Source organism: Aeromonas sp. QDB11, assembly GCF_027705265.1.
Lineage (GTDB): Bacteria > Pseudomonadota > Gammaproteobacteria > Enterobacterales > Aeromonadaceae > Aeromonas > Aeromonas allosaccharophila.
Map to the genome: position 1 here is coordinate 13,227 of NZ_JAPDBM010000055.1, position 19,111 is coordinate 32,337.

Sequence of the window (19,111 nt, forward strand, 5' to 3'; positions counted from 1 at the left end):
CGAACAGTTCGCATGGCCCTTCGGCTTTCACTGCCGAACGCTTATGATGAGAGGTCTGTGCGCAGAGAGGAGCCAACACCATGCCTACCCCGATCGTTGCCGTGGTGACCTTCGATCACTTCAGCCCTTTTCACTGCGCCGTCCCCTGCCTCATCTTCGGCGATATCCTGCCGGGCCAGCCGCTGTTCGAGCTCAAGATCTGCTGCGGCGATGGCAACGGCAACCGTCACTCACACTCGGCGCAAGGCTTCACCATTCAGGCTCCCCATGGGCTGGAGGTGCTGGCCGAGGCGGAGATCATCATCATCCCCTTCTGGCACGACCCGGCTGCACGACCACCCACGGCGCTGCTCGATGCGCTGATCGCCGCCAGAACCAGAGGTGCCCGGCTGGTCGGGCTCTGTCTCGGCACCTATGTGCTCGCCTATGCCGGGCTGCTCAATGGTCGCAAGGCATCGACCCACTGGGAGTACGAACAGGATTTCTGCCGCCGCTTTCCCTGCGTGCAGCTCGATACCAATGCCCTCTACGTGGATGACGATGGGCTGGTCACCTCGGCAGGCACCGCCGCCGGACTGGACTGCTGCCTCTATCTGGTGCGCCAGTACCACGGCTCAGCCATCGCCAACAAGGTGGCGCGGCGGCTGGTGATCCCGCCCCACCGGGAAGGGGGTCAGGCCCAGTTTATCGAGCAGCCGGTGCCCGCCTCCACCCGCGATGTCCGGATGAACCAGTTGCTCGATCACCTGCGAGCCCATCTGGCCAAGCCCCATACCCTGGATTCTCTGGCGGCCCACACCCTGATGAGCCGACGCACCTTTACCCGCCGTTTTCATCAGGCGACCGGTCTCTCGGTGGGTGAATGGCTATTGGCGGAGCGGCTCAGGCGCAGTCAGGAGCTGCTGGAAGTGAGCGGTCATTCTATCGATCGCATCGCCGAGCTGGTCGGCTTCAAGAGTGCCACCTCCCTGCGCAATCACTTTCGCGCCCGCTTTGCCATCTCCCCGAGCGAGTGGCGACGCTCTTTTCGCGGCCATAACCCCTGATGATGCCCGCTGTACCCACTCTCCTCGCTATGGCAGGCTAACCAGAGCTCATGAGGAGTCATACCATGTCCCGTTCCGAACGCCTGCTGGCCCTGCTCCAGCTGCTGCGCGGTCACCGCTACGCCATCACCGGCGCTGAACTGGCCAGCCAGCTTGGCATAAGCCTACGCACCCTCTATCGGGATATCGCCACCCTGCAGGCGCAAGGTGCCCATATCGAGGGCGAACCGGGTATCGGCTATGTGCTGCGTCCCGGCTTCATGCTGCCGCCACTGATGTTCAGCGAGGAGGAGCTGGATGCGCTGGTGCTAGGTTCGCGCTGGGTAGTCGCCCACGGTGACGAAGCCTTGAGTGCATCAGCCAGCAGTGCGCTGGCCAAGATAGAAGCTGTGCTACCCGCAGACTATCGCCAGCAGCTCCAGAGCAATGCCCTGCTAATCGGCACCTCCCGCAGCGAGAGCCTCACCGATGAAGCCCCCCTGCGCAGCGCCATCCGCCAGCAACGCAAGGTGACCCTAATCTATCGCGATCTCAAGGATGAGACCTCTGAGCGCACCGTCTGGCCCTTTGCCCTCGGCTACTTCGATCAGGTGCGGGTACTGGTGGCGTGGTGCGAACTGCGTCAGGGCTTTCGCCACTTTCGGGTCGATCGCATCACCCGGATGCAGCCGGAAGATTGCCGCTATCCCAAAAGCAGAGAGAGCCTGCTGAAAGCCTGGCGCGCCACCCAGCAGATCCCGCAGCCGAAATTCATTGCTGACAGAAACTGACAGCAGGTAGCGCCATGCTGACTGGGTCGGCGCCGATGCGCCATCTCATAAGCAAGGAGCATCACCATGTTAGTCCCCCAGTTCACCATCCTCTACGTTGCCAACCCGACCCGCAGTGCGCTCTTCTACCGCGAGCTGTTCGGGCGTGAACCGGTGGAAGAGTCACCTACCTTTGCCATGTTCGTATTCGAGTCAGGCGCCAGACTGGCGCTCTGGTCCAGTACCACCGTCGAGCCAGCCGTTACCCAAAATGCTGGCGCCATGGAACTGGCCTTCTCGCTGCCTGATGAAACCAGTGTCGATTCTGGCTTGTCAGAGTGGCAAGCTCGTGGCCTGACCATCATCCAGCAGCCAACCCGGATGGAGTTTGGCTATACCGGCATGGCTCTTGATCCAGATGGCCATCGCCTGCGACTCTACTGCCTGGCACCAGAACTGAGCTGAGTTATAACCATCAACACCAAGCGGTTTCATGTTTCACGTGGAACGTGCCATTTCCCCGCCCCTGAAAATGAAAAAAGCCGCTCACAAGGAGCGGCTTTTTGCTGTCTGACTGCGTCGATTAGACGTCGAGGTTGGCTACGCGCAGGGCGTTGGTCTCGATAAAGTCACGACGGGGCTCTACAGCGTCACCCATCAGGGTGGAGAAGAGCTGGTCAGCACCGACGGCGTCGTCGATGGTGACGCGCAGCATGCGACGGGCTTCCGGATCCATGGTGGTTTCCCACAGCTGGTCCGGGTTCATCTCACCCAGCCCTTTATAGCGCTGGATGTAGATGCCACGCTTGCCTTCGCTCATCAGCCAGTCGACCGCTTCCACGAAGCTGGCAACCGGTTTGACCTTCTCGCCACGCTTGATGTAACCACCTTCCTCGATCAGGTTGGCGATCTCCTTGCCCAGCGAGACCAGTTGACGGTACTCGGAGGATTGCAGGAAGTCGTAGCTGAGCGGGTATTCGCGGTCGACACCGTGCTGACGTACCACGGCGTGCGGCACGAACAGGCTGCGCTCTTCGTCACGACGAACCTGGATCTGGTACTGGATACCGTGGTTGCTCTCGTTGAGCACGGCTTCCATACCCTGACACCAGGCCAGCAGATCGCTCTCGCTGGCCAGCAGCGCTTCGTTCAGCTCCGGCTGATAGATCAGCTGGGTCAGTACAGCATCCGGTGCGCGGCGGGACATGCGGGTGATCAGGTGAGACACGGCGCGGTGCTGGTTGACCAGACGCTCCAGCGCCTCGCCACCGATGGCCGGAGCAGATTCGTTGACGTGCAGGGTTGCACCATCCAGCGCCATGGCGGTCTGGTACTGCAGCAGCGCGTCTTCGTCTTTCAGGTACTGCTCCTGCTTGCCCTTCTTCACTTTGTAGAGCGGCGGCTGGGCGATGTAGACATAGCCACGTTCGATGATTTCCGGCATCTGACGATAGAAGAAGGTCAGCAGCAGGGTTCGGATGTGCGCACCATCGACGTCCGCATCGGTCATGATGATGATGTTGTGGTAACGCAGCTTGTCCGGGTTGTACTCGTCACGACCGATACCGCAACCCAGTGCGGTGATCAGGGTGCCCACCTCTTGCGAGGAGATCATCTTGTCGAAACGGGCCTTCTCTACGTTCAGGATCTTGCCCTTGAGCGGCAGGATGGCCTGGTTCTTACGGTTGCGACCCTGCTTGGCGGAACCGCCAGCAGAGTCCCCTTCCACTATGTAGAGTTCGGAAAGCGCCGGGTCTTTTTCCTGACAGTCTGCCAGCTTGCCGGGCAGACCGGCGATATCCAGCGCGCCTTTGCGGCGAGTCAGTTCGCGGGCCTTGCGAGCCGCTTCACGGGCACGGGCAGCATCGATGATCTTGTTGACCACGATCTTGGCATCGCCCGGGTTTTCCAGCAGGAAGTCGGCCAGTTTCTCACCCATCGCCTGTTCAACGGCGGTCTTCACTTCGGAAGAGACCAGCTTGTCCTTGGTCTGGGAGGAGAACTTGGGATCCGGCACCTTGACGGAGATAACGGCAATCAGACCTTCACGTACGTCGTCGCCACTGGCGGCAGACTTGGCCTTCTTGCTGTAGTCCTCTTTGTCCATGTAGGAGTTCAGAGTACGGGTCAGCGCGGTACGGAAGCCAACCAGGTGAGTACCACCATCCCGCTGCGGGATGTTGTTGGTGAAGCAGTAGACCCCTTCCTGATAGGCGTCGTTCCACTGCATCGCCACTTCAACGCCGATGCCATCCTGCTCGGTGGTGAAATGGAACACCTTCGGGTGGATCGGGGTCTTGTTCTGGTTCAGGTATTCAACGAAAGCCTTGATACCACCCTCATAGCAGAAATGCGCCTCGCGGCCATCACGCTCGTCCAGCAGACGAATGGAAACACCGGAGTTGAGGAAGGAGAGCTCACGCAGGCGCTTGGCCAGGATCTCGTAGTGATACAGGGTATCGGTAAAGATGGTCGGGCTCGGCCAGAAGCGAACTTCGGTACCGGTGCCAGTGCTGTCGCCAATCTGCTTGAGCGGCGCCTGCGGCTCACCCAGATGATAGGTCTGCTCGTAGACGTGGCCGTTACGACGAATGGTCAGCAACAGCTTGTCAGAGAGGGCGTTAACTACCGAGACACCCACGCCGTGCAGGCCGCCGGATACCTTGTAGGAGTTGTCATCAAACTTACCGCCAGCGTGCAGCACGGTCATGATGACCTCTGCGGCGGAGCGGCCCTCCTCCTCGTGCATGTCTACCGGGATACCCCGGCCATTGTCACGCACAGAGACAGAACCGTCGGAATGGATCTTGACCAGAATATCGGAGCAGTAGCCAGCGAGCGCCTCGTCAATGGAGTTATCGACGACTTCGAACACCATGTGGTGCAGACCCGAGCCATCATCCGTATCGCCGATATACATCCCCGGGCGCTTGCGGACCGCATCCAGGCCCTTCAGCACCTTGATATTCGAGGAGTCGTAAGTATTTTCACTCATAGCTTACTCTCTGCCTTCTCTAACGTTTCGGAGATTTTACCCTGTTCCACGTGGAACAACTTGCAGTCATTCGCATCCATCATGTCTGCGAGCTGACCGGTATCGATGGCGGTGATAAACACCTGGGACGCACACTGCTTCAGCCTTGCGGCCAGCAAGCGGCGCTTGTCGACATCCAGTTCAGAGGCAAAATCGTCAATTAAAAAAATACAGCCACGGCTGCTATGTTGATTCAAATAGAGCCCTTGGGCCAGTCGCATGGCGCAGACCAGCAACTTCAGCTGACCCCGGGACAAAATATCCTGAGCGGGGACCCCGTTCGCCTTGAGGCGCACATCGGCTTTCTGTGGACCGACACCGGTATAGCCCAGCGCCCGATCCCGCTCAAACCCCGCCTCCAGCAGATCGCCGAGGGGAGTATCTTTCTCCCAGCCCCGGTAAAAGCCGAGACTGATATCGAATTCCGGCAGAAAATCCGCCGTCATCTCCTTGATCAGGGGCGTAATGGCCTGACAATAACTGGCGCGAAACTCGGCCAGCTCACCCCCGAGCCGCACCAGCTCCTGATCCCAGAACGCCAACTGGCGATATTGGGTGCTCTGACGCAGCAGCGCATTGCGCTGTTTCAGCAGCCGCCGCACTCGCCCCCACAGTGCAAAGAAGGTCGGCTCCTGATGGAAAACGCCCCAATCGAGCCAGGCGCGGCGAGCCTGAGGCCCGCCCGTCAGCAGGTTGAAACCATCGGGATGGATCAACTGCACCGGCAACAGCTCCGCCAAATCGGCCAGCCGCTGGGCCTGCGCCCCGGCAATCTTGAGCTGGGTCTCGCCACTCTTGTCTTTGGCAAGACCGATTGGGACCTGACGCCCCTCCAGTTCGCACTGGGCAAACAGGGTAAACGCCCGCTCCCCCTGGCGGATGACCCGCCCGGTCAAATGAGTGCGAAAGGAGCGCCCCAGACCAAGGTAGTGAATGGCTTCCAGCACGCTGGTCTTGCCGCTGCCATTGCACCCGACCAGAATATTGAGGCCGGGCGACAGCTTGAGACTGGCTTGCTGGATATTGCGAAAGTCGCTGAGCTGGAGTTTGACCAGGGACACGACTAGATCCGCATCGGCATCACCACGTACTGAGCATCCTGATGTTCAAAATCCTCAATAATGGCACTGCTGATGGAATCGCTCAGGCTAATCCGAATTTGGTCACATTTTAACGTATTCAGCACGTCGAGCACATAAGAGACGTTAAAGCCGATCTCCATCTCGCCAGCGGCATATTGTACGTCAAGCAGCTCTTCGGCTTCTTCCTGTTCCGGGTTGTTGGCGGTGATGCGCAGCAGGTTTTCCTGCAGATTGAGACGCACCCCACGGAATTTCTCGTTGGAGAGGATGGCGGCACGGGCAAACGCCTGACGCAGATCCTCGCGGCCGGCGATCAGGGCCTTGTCGCTGTTGCGCGGAATGACGCGGCGCCAGTCCGGGAAGCGGCCATCCACCAGCTTGGAGGTGAAGATGAAGCCGTCCAGCGCAGCACGCAGGTTGCTGCGACCGATCTGCAGCCGCACCGGCTTGTCTTCCGCTTCCAGCAAACGCACCAGCTCCAGCACGCCCTTGCGGGGCAGGATAACCTGATGATCGGGCAGCGATTCCCCGACGACCTCGCGGCGGCAGGTGGCCAGACGGTGACCGTCGGTCGCCACGGTACGCAGACCGTGACCTTCGCTCTCGAACAGCATGCCGTTCAGGTAGTAGCGCACGTCCTGGCTGGCCATGGAGAACTGGGTCGCATCGATCAGCTTTTTCAGCTCCAGCTGGCTGATATCGAACTCGAGCACGGATTCCCAATCCTCGATGTTCGGATACTCGGTCGCTGGCAGGGTCGAGAGGTTGAAGCGGGAGCGACCGGATCGGATGATCAGGCGCTCGCCTTCGGTATTGAGACGGATCTCGGCGCCTTCCGGCAGACCACGGCAGATATCCAGCAGCTTGCGCGCCGGTACTGTGGTGCGGCCATCTTCACTGGCCCCGTTCAGATAGACCTGACCGATCATCTCTACTTCGAGATCGGTACCGGTCAGCGACAGCAAACCGTTGCTGACATCAAGCAGCACGTTGCCGAGGATCGGCAGGGTCGGTCGGCCGCCGAGGGCGCCGGACACCAGTTGCAGAGGACGTAACAGGGCCTCACGGCTAATTTCGAGCTGCATCTGTGCTCTCCGTTGTTATCAGGAGGAAAGGGTTCGGATCAGGTTGGAATATTCGCGCTGCATCTGTCCACTCCGTTCCGTTATCAGGAAGAAAGAGTACGGATCAGGTTGGAATAGTCCTCCTTGATGTCGTGACTCTCCTCCTTCAGCTGCTCGATCTTGCGGCAGGCATGAAGAACGGTAGTGTGGTCACGGCCACCAAAGGCATCACCTATCTCCGGCAAACTGTGGTTGGTCAGCTCCTTGGCCAGTGCCATCGCCAGCTGACGCGGACGGGCAACGGAGCGGGAACGCCGCTTGGAGAGCAGATCCGCCAGTTTGATTTTGTAGTACTCCGCCACCGTCTTCTGGATATTGTCGATGGTGACCAGCTTCTCCTGCAGTGCCAACAGATCGCGCAGCGCTTCGCGCACGAAATCGATGTTGATGGCTCGGCCGGTGAAGTTGGCGTTGGCGATCACCCGGTTGAGGGCGCCTTCCAGTTCACGGACGTTGGATCGCAGACGTTTGGCGATGAAGAAGGCCACTTCGTCCGGCAGATGAACCTGGTTCTCGTCGGCCTTGCGCATCAGGATCGCGACGCGGGTTTCGAGCTCCGGCGGTTCGATCGCCACGGTCAGACCCCAGCCGAAGCGGGACTTGAGACGATCCTCGACACCGTTGATCTCCTTCGGATAGCGATCCGAGGTCAGGATGATCTGCTGGTTACCTTCCAGCAAGGCATTGAAGGTATGGAAGAACTCCTCCTGGGAGCGCTCCTTGTTGGCGAAGAACTGGATATCATCGATGAGCAGGGCATCGACGCTGCGGTAGTAACGCTTGAACTCTTCAATGGCGTTATTTTGCAGCGCTTTCACCATGTCCTGAACAAACCGCTCGGAGTGCATATAGATGACTTTGGCATCTTTTTTACTCTCCTTGATGGCATTGCCAACGGCGTGCAGCAGGTGGGTTTTACCCAGGCCGGTGCCGCCATAGAGGAACAGCGGGTTGTAAGCACCACCCGGATTGTCCGCTACCTGACGGGCAGCCGCACGCGCCAACTGGTTGGACTTACCCTCGACGAAATTCTCGAAGGTATAGTTCACGTTGGTGTTGCTCTTGTGGTTCGGCTCTGGCTTGGTTTCAGCCTTGCGTTCCCAGCTCTTCTGCAAGTTATTCACAGGCGTGGCCCCCTGCACTGGCGCTCTGGCGACAGCGACGGGATGGGGACGATTGCCTATATCAAAACGCAGGGTGGGGCCGTCGACCCCATAGAGTTCATTGATGATGCCGTTAACCCGGATGAGATACTTATCTCGTACCCAGTCCAGAACAAAGCGATTCGGTGCATACAGGGTCAGAGTATTGTCACTCAACTCCGCTTGAAGCGGCCGGATCCACATGCTGAATTCTGCCGAGGGCAACTCATCTTGCAGCCGGTTAAGGCACTGCTGCCATAGCGAAGCAGTCACTCTAAACTCCTGTCGATTGATTAACTAAAGACCGGCTATTCTACGTTTTTAGCCGCCGGATCTCCAGCCGTCGCCCGGTGGATCCGGCAAATAAGATCCTTGACTTTCAAGGATCCAGCGCCTTTGGATCGGATTTCATCCCCAAAGTTACCCACAGCTTGATCCACTGCCTGAATTAACGGATCCCGTCCCTCTCTCCTGTTATTTCATATAACCAAATGTCATTTATTTTTTAAATTTTATTCCAATAACATCAGGGCCAAACCAGTTATTACAACTACAAATACAAGACATTGAGAGAGAGAAACACCATGAAAACATCCATCAAACTGATTTCCGGCGCTGCCATGCTGCTCGCCACCCTGTCCGGTCAGGCCATCGCCCAGGAGACCATCAAGGTCGGCATGTCTGGCAAATATTTCCCGTTCACCTTCGTCAAGCAAGACAAGCTGCAAGGCTTTGAGGTGGATATGTGGAACCAGATCGGCGAGCGCACCGGCTACAAGGTCGAGTTCGTGACGGCCAGCTTCTCCGGCCTGTTCGGCATGCTGGAAACTGGTCGCATCGACACCATCTCCAACCAGATCACCATCACCGACGAGCGCAAGGCGAAGTACGACTTCTCCCAGCCTTACGTCTATGACGGCGCCCAGATCGTGGTCCGCAAGGGCAACAGCACCATCCACGGCATCAAGGATCTGGAAGGCAAGAGCGTTGCCGTGAACCTGGGTTCCAACTTCGAAGAGCTGCTGCGCAAGAACGACCCGAACAAGAAGATCGATATCCGCACCTATGACTCCGCCTTCGAGCAGGATGTCGCCCTGGGTCGCATCGACGCCTTCGTGATGGACCGCGTCTCCACCGCCCAGCTGATCAAGGAGTCCAAGCTGCCGCTGCAACAGGCTGGCGCACCGTTCGAGACTATCGAGAACGCCCTGCCCTTCCTGAAGACCCCGGAGAAACAGGCGCTGCTGAAGAAGGTCGACGAGGCCCTGACCGCCATGCGCAAGGATGGCTCCCTGCGTCAGATCTCCGAAAAATGGTTCGCTTCCGACATCACCGACAAATAAATGATGGAATTTGACCTCGAATACACGCTGGGGCTGTTTCCCATCCTGCTCAAATATCTGGGCACCACGATGGAGATGGCCCTGTGGGGATTCGCACTGGCACTCGTACTCTCGCTGGCCCTGGCGATAGTACGGGTGTTTCGCGTCCCCGCGATTCACTGGCTGGCGATGCTCTATATCTCGTTCTTTCGGGGTACACCGCTGCTCGTTCAGCTGTTTCTGCTCTACTACGGACTGCCGCAACTATTCCCGATATTCGTGGGGATGGATGCCTTTACCGCCGCCATCGTCGGTCTGACCCTGCACTTCGCCGCCTACATGGCAGAGTCGATCCGCGCAGCCATCCTCGGCATTCATAAAAGCCAGATGGAAGCGGCGCTCAGTATCGGCATGAGCCGTTATCAGGCGATGCAGCGGATCATCCTGCCGCAGGCGGCACGCATTGCCACCCCGTCGCTGATGAACTACTTCATCGACATGATCAAGAGCACCTCGCTGGCGTTCACCCTGGGAGTGGCCGAGATCATGGGCAAGGCGCAGATGGAAGCCTCCTCCTCCTTCAAGTTCTTCGAGAGCTTCATGGCGGTGGCGCTGGTCTACTGGGTGGTGGTGATCTTCTTCACCCGCTTGCAGCACCTGCTGGAAATTCGTCTCAACCGTGCCTATTAGGGGTTTGCCATGACAAAGCAACTGACCCGCTTGCAATGCACGCCGGAAGTCCGTTTTAACACTGCGCCTGTTTAAAGGAGGGTTCTCATGATCAAGCTAACCGGCCTCTCCAAGGCATATCACGGCAATCAGGTGCTCAACGGCATCGATCTGGAGGTTAAAAAGGGGGAAATTGTCGTCATCATCGGCCCCTCCGGCACCGGCAAGTCGACCCTGTTGCGCTGCCTGAACCTGCTGGAGACCCCGGATGCGGGCACCCTGGCCATCGACGATCTTGCGCTCAATCTGGCCAAGGCCAGCGAACAGCAGGCGATCGAGCTGCGCAAACGGGCCTCCTTCGTGTTCCAGAACTACGCCCTGTTTGCCAACAAGACGGCACTCGACAACATCGCCGAAGGGCTGATCACCGTCTGGAAGCAGCCAAAAGCCGAGGCCCGCGCCACTGCGCTCGGCATCCTCAAGGACATTGGCCTCGCCGACAAGCAGGATGCCTATCCGGCGTCGCTCTCCGGCGGCCAGCAGCAGCGGGTCGGCATTGGCCGCGCCATGGCGGCCCACTCCAAGGTGATCCTGTTTGACGAGCCCACCTCGGCCCTCGATCCCGAGTGGGTCGACGAGGTTTTGGGGTTGATGAAAGAGTTGGCCCGCCAGCACCAGACCATGGTGGTGGTGACCCATGAGATTGAATTTGCTCGTGATGTTGCCGATCGGGTGATCTTCATGGAAGGAGGGCGGATCGTCGAACAGGGCCCGCCGGATCAGATATTGGTCGATCCCAAGGATCCCCGTACCCGGGAGTTCTTGCGGAAAGTCCTTAAATAGCTCTCTCTTTGGCGGCCTGGCCGCCTTTTTTATTGAGGGATCCCTTGTTTAACCCCGGGTTGCCAGTATAATCCGGAGCCCTTGATCCTCTGGATCCTCACGCTCGGCAGTGGCCTTTTCAAGACCATGGCAGGATGAGAGGGAACGGCGGATTGACTAAAAGCCGAACTCTGTTTAGAATTCGGCCTCTTTTGCTAGTCGTCACACGCTATAGCTGGCGCGTCGGCTAAGTGTGACAATCAAAACTGTACAGAAATACGGAATCGAATCATGAAACGTACTTTTCAACCGTCCAACCTGAAGCGCAAGCGCTCTCACGGTTTCCGCGCCCGCATGGCAACTGCCAACGGTCGTAAAGTTCTGGCCGCTCGTCGTGCCAAGGGTCGTGCCCGTCTGGTAGTTTAATGCCTACCCAGCACACCTTCTCTCGGGAGTTACGTCTGTTAACTCCCGAACACTTCAAACGCGTTTTCGCCGAGCCTGTCCGGGCTGCTTCCCCGCAAATTACGCTTCTCGCCTGCCCCAATTCACTCGAACACTCTCGTCTTGGTCTCGCTGTGCCCAAAAAAGCACTCAAGCGTGCCGTCTGGCGTAACCGTGTCAAACGGGTGGTCCGGGAAAGTTTCCGCCTCAAACAACATCAGCTGCCCGCTATCGACATCGTGGTGATCGCCAAGGCCGGTGTGAAAGAGATGGATAACGAGGAACTGTTCAAGTTACTGGAAAAGCTATGGCGCACTCTGTCACGCCGTTGCAATGGGTAGCTATCAAACTGATACGCCTGTATCAGCTAATCATTAGCCCTCTGCTCGGGCCGCGCTGCCGTTTTACTCCAACTTGTTCCCAATTTGCGATAGAAGCCATCCGACTTCACGGTTTCATAAAAGGCGTTTGGTTAGCTAGCAAACGTCTATTAAAATGCCATCCCTTATCCGAGGGTGGTTATGACCCGGTTCCGCAACCAAAGCGAAGAAACTGAAGACTATGGAATCACAACGCAATCTACTCCTGATCGGTTTGCTGTTCGTGAGCTTTCTGCTCTGGCAACAGTGGGAGTCCGACAAGGCTCCGAAGCCGGCCCCGACTACCGTGGCCCAAACCGAACATTTCGTACCTGAAGCCGGTCAGACCGGTGATATTCCTCAGGTTTCCGAGCAAGCCAACGCGACTGCCGCACGCAAGCTGATCACCGTCTCCTCCGACGTGCTCAAGCTGACCCTGGATACCCAGGGTGGTGACGTCGTGTCTGCCGAACTGCTGTCTCACAAACTGGAAGAGGGCAAGGACCAACCGTTCGTGCTGCTGACCAGCCAGCCAGAGCACCTCTATATCGCCCAGAGCGGTCTGGTGGGTCGCAACGGTCCGGACAGTCAGGCCGAAGGTCGTCCTACCTATGAAGCCACCCAGACCAGCTATCAGCTGGCCGATGGTCAGGATCAAGTCGTCGTTCCGATGACCTGGACCGACAGCAAGGGCGTGGTCTTCACCAAGGAGTTCATCCTCAAGCGTGGCGACTATGCCGTTGGCGTTGATTACAAGATCGACAACAAATCTGCCGAGCCGGTTCAGGTGCAGTTCTATGGTCAGCTGAAGCAGACCGTAGCGACACCGAAGGATCAGGAAGGTCATGCCATGGTAGCCAGTGCTTACCGTGGTGGTGCTTTCTCCAGCGAAGAGACTCGCTACAAGAAGTACACCTTCGACGAGATGAAAGATGCTGACCTGAACAAGACCACCAAGGGTGGTTGGGTCGCCATGCTGCAACACTACTTCGTCTCTGCCTGGGCACCGAATGCCGACGATACCAACAGCTTCTACAGCCGCGTGATCCCTGGTAAAGGCCAGGCCATCATCGGTTACAAGGCGCCGCTGGTAGACGTGGCCGCCGGCCAACAGGCCGAAGTGACCAGCAAGCTGTGGGTCGGTCCCAAGTTGCAAGACCAGATGGCCAAGGTGGCTAACCACCTCGACCTGACCGTCGACTACGGCTGGCTGTGGTTCATCGCCCAACCGCTGCACTGGCTGCTGACCGTGTTCCACGGTTTCGTCCAGAACTGGGGCCTGGCCATCATCATGCTGACCCTGCTGGTACGCGGCATCATGTTCCCGCTGACCAAGGCCCAGTACACCTCCATGGCCAAGATGCGCATGCTGCAACCCAAGATTGCGGCCCTGCGCGAGCGCTTCGGCGACGACCGCCAGAAGATGTCTCAGGGCATGATGGAGCTGTACAAGAAGGAGAAGGTCAACCCGCTGGGTGGCTGCCTGCCGATCCTGGTTCAGATGCCGATCTTCATCGCCCTTTACTGGGCACTGATGGAGTCCGTCGAACTGCGTCACGCGCCGTTTGCCCTGTGGATCACTGACCTGTCAGTGAAGGACCCCTTCTTCGTGCTGCCAATCCTCATGGGTGCCTCCATGTGGTATCTGCAGAAGATGAGCCCGACCACAGTGACCGACCCGATGCAGCAGAAAGTGATGCAGTTCATGCCGATCATCTTCACTTTCATGTTCCTCTGGTTCCCGGCTGGCCTGACTCTGTACTGGCTGGTGAGCAACGTCATCTCCATTACCCAGCAGACCATCATCTATCGTCAGCTGGAGAAGAAAGGCCTGCACACTCGCAACTGATGCGCAGCTAATCTTCCCGTGATGACAAAAGAGGCGGCCTTCGGGCCGCCTTTTTTATTACAATGTCTCCCACTACGTTTTCCTATCAGCGAACAAACGAGCCAAGCAAGATGACAACAGATACGATCGTGGCCCAAGCCACCGCGCCAGGCCGTGGTGGCGTCGGCATAGTCCGGGTCTCCGGCCCCGCCGCCGAACAGGTCGCCGAGATAGTGCTCGGCAAGCTCCCGCGGGTGCGCTACGCCGAATATCTGCCGTTCAAGGATGAGCAAGGCCAGGTACTGGATCAGGGCATCGCCCTGCTGTTCAAAGCGCCCAACAGCTTCACCGGCGAGGATGTGCTGGAGCTGCAGGGCCACGGCGGCCCCGTCATCATGGACATGCTGATCCGCCGCATTCTGAAAATCGACGGCATCCGCCCTGCCCGCCCCGGCGAGTTCAGCGAGCGCGCCTTCATCAACGACAAGCTGGATCTGGCGCAGGCAGAAGCCATCGCTGACCTGATCGAAGCCTCCAGCGAACAGGCCGCTCGCAGCGCCATGCACTCCCTGCAGGGGCAGTTCTCCAGCAAGATCCAGCAACTGGTGGAGAGCCTGATCCGGCTGCGCATCTATGTGGAAGCGGCCATCGACTTCCCGGACGAGGAGATCGACTTCCTCTCCGACGGCAAGGTGGCGGGTGACCTCTACAGCATCATGTCCGAGCTGGACGACGTGCGTGGGGAAGCCAAACAGGGCGCCCTGCTGCGGGAAGGGATGAAGGTGGTGATCGCCGGTCGTCCCAACGCTGGCAAATCGAGCCTGCTCAACGCCCTGGCAGGGCGCGAATCAGCCATAGTCACCGAGATTGCCGGTACCACCCGCGATGTGCTGCGCGAACACATCCATCTCGATGGCATGCCGCTGCACATCATCGACACCGCCGGTTTGCGCGACACCCAGGACAAGGTGGAGCAGATCGGTATCGAGCGCGCCTGGGCCGAAATAGAACAGGCCGATCGGGTGCTGTTTATGGTGGATGGCACCACCACAGACGCAATCGACCCGCGGGAGATCTGGCCGGAATTTGTTGATCGGTTGCCAAAAAACATCGGCCTCACCGTGATTCGCAACAAGGCCGACCTGACCGGCGAGGATCTGGCACCGAGCCAGGAGCAGGGCCACGCCGTCTACCGCATCTCCGCCAAGACTGAGTTGGGGCTGCCCGCCCTGCGCGAGCACCTTAAACAATGCATGGGCTTCCAGGGCAACACCGAAGGGGGCTTTATGGCCCGCCGCCGCCATCTGGATGCGCTGGAGCGTGCCGCCGAGCGCCTGCTGGTGGCCAAGGAGCAGCTGGAAGTGTTCGTGGCTGGTGAGCTGGTAGCCGAAGAGCTGCGTCTGGCGCAGGAGTCCCTCTCCGAGATCACCGGTGAATTCAGCTCCGACGATCTGCTGGGCCGCATCTTCTCCAGCTTCTGCATCGGCAAGTAATGTGGTGAAAAATCAGCAATAAAAAGCAGCCAGTGAGAACATAAGGCATTGTAAATATTGGACTTTGTTTTTTACTGGCTATTCTTGCCTGATCTTGTTTCGTGAGAATTTACCCCGAGAGTACCCCAAAGTAACCTCTCGGGGTACTTTCGGGGGACAATTATGAAGATCAGCATCGAATTACGCGAACCTGACGCCGAAGGCAAGCGCGCTCTGCGCTTAACCTATTACGCCGGCTCCTACCTTGAACCAACCACGGGCATCCGCAAGCACAAACGCAGCAGAGAGCCCCTGGATCTCTTCCTATACGACAAGCCGCGTACCCCAGCACAGCGGCTCCACAACAAAGAAACCCAGCGAGCAGCCGAAGCCATCCGCGCCAAGCGACTCTTCGAGTACGAGACCGGTAAACACCATCTGGATTTCTCGAACGCCTACAAGGCCAGCTTCTTCGAGTATTTCCAGGAGGTTACAGACCAAAAAGCGGCAGGCAGCAAGAGCAACCATTCCATCTGGATATCAGCCCTCAAGCATTTACGCCAGTACCATAAGCTGCCGGAGCTGACTTTCGAGGAAGTAGATCAGCTGTTCCTGGAGGGTTTTCGGCATTACCTGATGCACAAAGCCCGCACCAAAAGCGGCACACCACTGAGCCGCAACACCCAGAGTGCCTATTTCAACAAGTTAAGGGCGGCCCTGAACCAGGCTGAGCAGGAACGGCTGCTACCGGATAATCCGGTACGACGTGTCAAAGCTATCCAGGGGGAGAAGAACAAACGGGTTTACCTGACCGAAGACGAGGTGCGAGCCCTGGCCCAAGCCGAGTGCCGCTACGACGTTCTTAAGCGCGCCTTTCTGTTCTCTTGTTGCACTGGCTTGCGCTGGTCCGACATTCACAAGTTGACCTGGGCCGAGCTGGAGCCCTTCTATGGCCATTACCGTATCGTCTTCACCCAGAAAAAGACCAGCGGCCTGCAATACCTGGATTTGAATGACATGGCGATGCAGCTGATGGGGCGCCCAGGCAAGGCAACAGAGCGGATCTTCAAGGGCCTCAAGTACTCGGCTTGGCACAACATGGAGCTCACCCGGTGGGCGTTGCAGGCGGGTATAACCAAGAAGGTCACCTTCCACAGCGCGCGTCATACCTTCGCCGTCATCCAGCTTAACCGAGGCGTCGATATCTATGCCCTCTCCCGCTTGCTGGGGCACAGTGAGCTGAGAACCACCGAAATCTACGCCGACATTCTTGAATCGCGGCGCCGAGATGCCATGCTCGATTTCCCCAATGTCTTGGGGTGATAGAAGCACCCTCGACGAGATCATAGCCAGGAAGAGCCAACAAATAGGCCAGCGCAACCATGCGCTGGCCTAGATTATCTTAGATAATATAGATCGGATTTCAGGATCGCCCTGCAGCCCAAGCGGTAACTGGGTTTCACTGAATTGGCTTGTGACCGTTATCGTGAACTTTGTGACCACTTTCGTGATAGTTTGTGACCGTTATCGTGATAGTGCAGGCCGGCCGATGGTAAACCGCCCCTTGGCATGTTCACTGATTGACCAACCCAGTTCAGCCAGTTCATACAGCGCCTTGCGAACTCGCGATTGCCGCTTTCGGTTGGTGGCCGCGCTGGACTTATCAGTAAAAGCGTAAGAGACCAGTTTATCTAAACCTACTGGCTTGCTGCGGCCACAATCAATCCAGGCACAAAGCCGCTGATGCAATATCCGGGCAGTGCTACTACGCAGTTGCCGTACCTCAGCCAGATCGATATAGGTATATCGGCCATTACCCAATATGGCATTGGTCAGCAATGGATTAAGCGCCACAAAGAGCCTATCGGTCAGGGGATCGCTGGCATAGTTCGCCAGCAGACGAAAACCACTACGCAAGCCTGCTACCTGTGCTATTACCGATACCTTCCACAACCGCTCGACAATGCGACGCACCGTATTGGTGTCACGAGGGTTTGCGTAACCAATCTCCTTGGCCAGTTTGCGCAAGCTGCTTTTGACTACCAAGACATCCTGCTGGTTGGCAATCCCACGCAGCTGAAGTAGGTCTCGTAATATCTCTCCGGTTTCACCACTCGCAATAAGCCCAATCTTGCCACTTTCTGATTCAAGCCCAGCTAGGGCAACCAACCCTTGAAGTACGCGCAAATCGTCAGCCCCCAAGGGCTCTGGCCCAGAAAACTCAATCTGATTACCGTTATCCAAACGGTAAATCACCTCCAGCTTGTCACGGCGGCGTTGGCCATGCGAGATCGCCCTAAACAACCCGGGAGCAAGGCAGTGCATATGGTCGTGCCGGGCATGGGTCAATTCAAAGCAAGACACGTTTGCCTCCAGCCTGGCGTATTACGTCCAAACCAGCGGGGTACAGCACGCCACCTTCCTTCCGCTCCAGCCAGCGCTCCGGTAGTGGCGGCCCATAATTGCTTTTGCTTACCCCAAACCGCACGTAAAGCTGGCTCTTCTCTACCGATACGCCCAGCTGCTGCGCCTCTTTCTTGGTCATAGTGGCGAGATAGGCCTGCCAGCGAATGTTGTCCACCAGTACCGACGAACCTCTGCTTGCCTGCTGCAGATCGCCAGCCTCTTGGAAAACTGCGGATTTGCTGGTGTGGTGTACAAACAACACAGCGCATCCCTTCAGCATGGCCAGCCGTTCCAGCTGACCCAGCACCAGTGTCATAGCACAGGCTGCATTCTCATCAGCATCGTGAAAGCGTCTCAGTGTATCGATAACCACCAACCTGACCCCCTCAGCCCACATAGCAATCGCTTCCCACCAATTGCTATCCAGCACATTCGGACTGGCTCCCTGAAGCGATATCAAACGAAGGTCTCGTTCAACGTTGGCACGAAGTTCAGCATCAAGGCCTCCGCCCAAGGCAAACAAGCGCTGGTGCAGTACAGGCCAAGGGTCCTCAGCAGGCAGGTAGAGCACAGCCCCCCTGCCCAGATTGCCAAGCCCAATCCAATCCGGCCCACCGGATATCTGCATTGCTAGTTGCAATGCCAACATCGATTTGCCCACCCCTCCCGGTGACACCAACGCACCAACGCAGCCAACAGGCAGCCCCGGGAGGACAAAATCGAGGGGTTTCGGAGGTTCAATAAAAGCCGACCGGAGATCCTGGGGGCAGAGAGATGTAATCAGATCCTGTGTCATACCCACCTCACAACCGCCCATGGCTAGCTTGCCGCACACGCTTGGTTACATGCTCAGTGAGTTCGGCGTCCGGTGAAATGCGGTGGGAGAGCAGCCAGTCCAGCAGCTCAACGCGCTTAAAGTAGATCTTTTTGCCTTGTGGCTTGTAATGCGGCAGACGCTTTTCACTGGTCAGCCGGTACACATAGCTGACAGAAACCCCCAGCAACTCGGCACACTCCTCGGCAGAAATCACCTCCTTCTGCCCCTGCCCTTGCTGGATCACCAGCCGTTTCAGCTCATACAGCTCTTTCAGAATTATCCCGTTTGGATCGCTGTAAACTGACGGATTTTGCTCACGCATGCAGATGATCTCCCTGTAACAAACATCAACATGCAAAGCGTACCGGGGACCTAACGAAATACAGAGCGCTGTAAGTGCCCAAAATGGGCACTTACAGCGTTTTCTGGAAAATTTTCACATGTGAAATTTTGGCGAGAAACTGCCAGTAAAGTCATCAGGCTCCACCAGATCCGTCACAAAATGGGGTAAGAATGTTTGACTGAAAGAGGGCGTCTCTTTAAGGTTGCCCGCAACATGACCCCGGCCTCTTGGTTGCTTTGCAACTTACGCCGGGGTTGTTTTTTTGAATCTGTCTTTGTGTCGGCATACACGCCTTATTACTTCGCCATACAGCCGGTCGGTTGCTAATCATCGGGGTAACCGTTACACTTTGCGCATCTCATCTACCAGCCTTTGCAGGGCCGACGCATGATCATTCTTTGCGCTAGTTGATCAAGTATCGATCAGTTGAGCGGCGCCAAGTACGATTTTAA

19 protein-coding genes are annotated in these 19,111 nt (G+C 57.6%); 12 read left to right on the forward strand and 7 right to left on the reverse strand.

Annotation, left to right across the window (positions count from 1 at the left end; genetic code table 11):
• Positions 1 to 80: 80 nt before the first annotated feature.
• The 3 genes from OKC40_RS16760 to OKC40_RS16770 all read left to right on the forward strand — a co-directional run bounded on the left by OKC40_RS16760 (position 81) and on the right by OKC40_RS16770 (position 2,260).
• The gene (locus OKC40_RS16760; protein ID WP_270796065.1) at positions 81 to 1,046 is read left to right on the forward strand and encodes a helix-turn-helix domain-containing protein; all 966 of its coding nucleotides are present in this window, start codon (positions 81 to 83) and stop codon (positions 1,044 to 1,046) included.
• A gap of 65 nt (positions 1,047 to 1,111) precedes the next feature.
• Complete coding sequence (locus OKC40_RS16765; RefSeq protein ID WP_270796067.1) at positions 1,112 to 1,816, forward strand: helix-turn-helix transcriptional regulator; 705 nt, start codon at positions 1,112 to 1,114, stop codon at positions 1,814 to 1,816.
• Between the two features lie 66 nt (positions 1,817 to 1,882).
• A complete protein-coding gene (locus tag OKC40_RS16770; RefSeq protein ID WP_270796069.1) occupies positions 1,883 to 2,260 on the forward strand; it encodes a VOC family protein in 378 nt (125 codons plus the stop codon).
• 118 nt (positions 2,261 to 2,378) lie between these two features.
• On the opposite strand, the gene gyrB is transcribed toward OKC40_RS16770, so the two are convergent.
• The 4 genes from gyrB to dnaA all read right to left on the reverse strand — a co-directional run bounded on the left by gyrB (position 2,379) and on the right by dnaA (position 8,450).
• The gene (gene gyrB / locus OKC40_RS16775; RefSeq protein WP_182938578.1) at positions 2,379 to 4,790 is read right to left on the reverse strand and encodes a DNA topoisomerase (ATP-hydrolyzing) subunit B; all 2,412 of its coding nucleotides are present in this window, start codon (positions 4,788 to 4,790) and stop codon (positions 2,379 to 2,381) included.
• Positions 4,787 to 5,890, reverse strand: a complete 1,104-nt coding sequence (recF, locus tag OKC40_RS16780; protein WP_005339305.1) for a DNA replication/repair protein RecF — start codon at positions 5,888 to 5,890, stop codon at positions 4,787 to 4,789. The genes gyrB and recF overlap by 4 nt, the downstream gene beginning before the upstream one ends.
• 2 nt (positions 5,891 to 5,892) lie before the next feature.
• Entirely contained in the window at positions 5,893 to 6,996 is a 1,104-nt protein-coding gene (gene dnaN, locus OKC40_RS16785; RefSeq protein ID WP_005339306.1) for a DNA polymerase III subunit beta, read from the reverse strand.
• Between the two features lie 83 nt (positions 6,997 to 7,079).
• Entirely contained in the window at positions 7,080 to 8,450 is a 1,371-nt protein-coding gene (gene dnaA / locus OKC40_RS16790; RefSeq protein ID WP_042656877.1) for a chromosomal replication initiator protein DnaA, read from the reverse strand.
• Between the two features lie 311 nt (positions 8,451 to 8,761).
• Here dnaA and OKC40_RS16795 point away from each other — a divergent pair, with 311 nt between their 5' ends.
• The 9 genes from OKC40_RS16795 (at position 8,762) to OKC40_RS16835 (ending at position 16,416) form a co-directional block, all read left to right on the forward strand.
• Positions 8,762 to 9,520, forward strand: coding sequence for an amino acid ABC transporter substrate-binding protein (locus tag OKC40_RS16795; RefSeq protein ID WP_042656878.1), 759 nt, complete (start codon positions 8,762 to 8,764; stop codon positions 9,518 to 9,520).
• Entirely contained in the window at positions 9,521 to 10,189 is a 669-nt protein-coding gene (locus OKC40_RS16800) for an amino acid ABC transporter permease (protein WP_128821564.1), read from the forward strand. It begins immediately after the preceding gene.
• 87 nt (positions 10,190 to 10,276) lie between these two features.
• The gene (locus OKC40_RS16805; RefSeq protein WP_042063288.1) at positions 10,277 to 11,011 is read left to right on the forward strand and encodes an amino acid ABC transporter ATP-binding protein; all 735 of its coding nucleotides are present in this window, start codon (positions 10,277 to 10,279) and stop codon (positions 11,009 to 11,011) included.
• Between the two features lie 270 nt (positions 11,012 to 11,281).
• Positions 11,282 to 11,416: a 50S ribosomal protein L34 gene (rpmH, locus tag OKC40_RS16810; protein ID WP_005307156.1), complete on the forward strand. Its 135-nt coding sequence runs from the start codon at positions 11,282 to 11,284 to the stop codon at positions 11,414 to 11,416.
• Positions 11,416 to 11,775 carry a ribonuclease P protein component gene (rnpA, locus tag OKC40_RS16815; RefSeq protein ID WP_005339313.1) on the forward strand — a complete coding sequence of 120 codons (360 nt, stop codon included), beginning with the start codon at positions 11,416 to 11,418 and terminating at the stop codon, positions 11,773 to 11,775. The genes rpmH and rnpA overlap by 1 nt, the downstream gene beginning before the upstream one ends.
• Positions 11,742 to 11,990, forward strand: a complete 249-nt coding sequence (yidD, locus tag OKC40_RS16820; RefSeq protein WP_010672280.1) for a membrane protein insertion efficiency factor YidD — start codon at positions 11,742 to 11,744, stop codon at positions 11,988 to 11,990. Before rnpA ends, yidD begins: the two co-directional genes overlap by 34 nt.
• A 5-nt stretch (positions 11,991 to 11,995) precedes the next feature.
• Positions 11,996 to 13,642 carry a membrane protein insertase YidC gene (gene yidC, locus OKC40_RS16825; protein ID WP_042656879.1) on the forward strand — a complete coding sequence of 549 codons (1,647 nt, stop codon included), beginning with the start codon at positions 11,996 to 11,998 and terminating at the stop codon, positions 13,640 to 13,642.
• A gap of 110 nt (positions 13,643 to 13,752) precedes the next feature.
• Positions 13,753 to 15,114, forward strand: a complete 1,362-nt coding sequence (mnmE, locus tag OKC40_RS16830) for a tRNA uridine-5-carboxymethylaminomethyl(34) synthesis GTPase MnmE (protein ID WP_075112300.1) — start codon at positions 13,753 to 13,755, stop codon at positions 15,112 to 15,114.
• 162 nt (positions 15,115 to 15,276) lie between these two features.
• A complete protein-coding gene (locus OKC40_RS16835) occupies positions 15,277 to 16,416 on the forward strand; it encodes a site-specific integrase (protein WP_017410485.1) in 1,140 nt (379 codons plus the stop codon).
• Positions 16,417 to 16,617: 201 nt separating this feature from the next.
• On the opposite strand, the gene repC is transcribed toward OKC40_RS16835, so the two are convergent.
• Genes repC through OKC40_RS16850 form a run of 3 tightly spaced genes read right to left on the reverse strand, consistent with a single transcriptional unit; the run spans position 16,618 to position 18,638 of the window.
• Positions 16,618 to 17,457, reverse strand: a complete 840-nt coding sequence (gene repC / locus OKC40_RS16840; RefSeq protein WP_080602781.1) for a replication protein C, IncQ-type — start codon at positions 17,455 to 17,457, stop codon at positions 16,618 to 16,620.
• Positions 17,444 to 18,316, reverse strand: coding sequence for a helicase RepA family protein (locus tag OKC40_RS16845; protein ID WP_320653553.1), 873 nt, complete (start codon positions 18,314 to 18,316; stop codon positions 17,444 to 17,446). The genes repC and OKC40_RS16845 overlap by 14 nt, the downstream gene beginning before the upstream one ends.
• Positions 18,303 to 18,638, reverse strand: a complete 336-nt coding sequence (locus OKC40_RS16850; protein ID WP_042878469.1) for a helix-turn-helix domain-containing protein — start codon at positions 18,636 to 18,638, stop codon at positions 18,303 to 18,305. The genes OKC40_RS16845 and OKC40_RS16850 overlap by 14 nt, the downstream gene beginning before the upstream one ends.
• Positions 18,639 to 19,111: the final 473 nt, after the last annotated feature.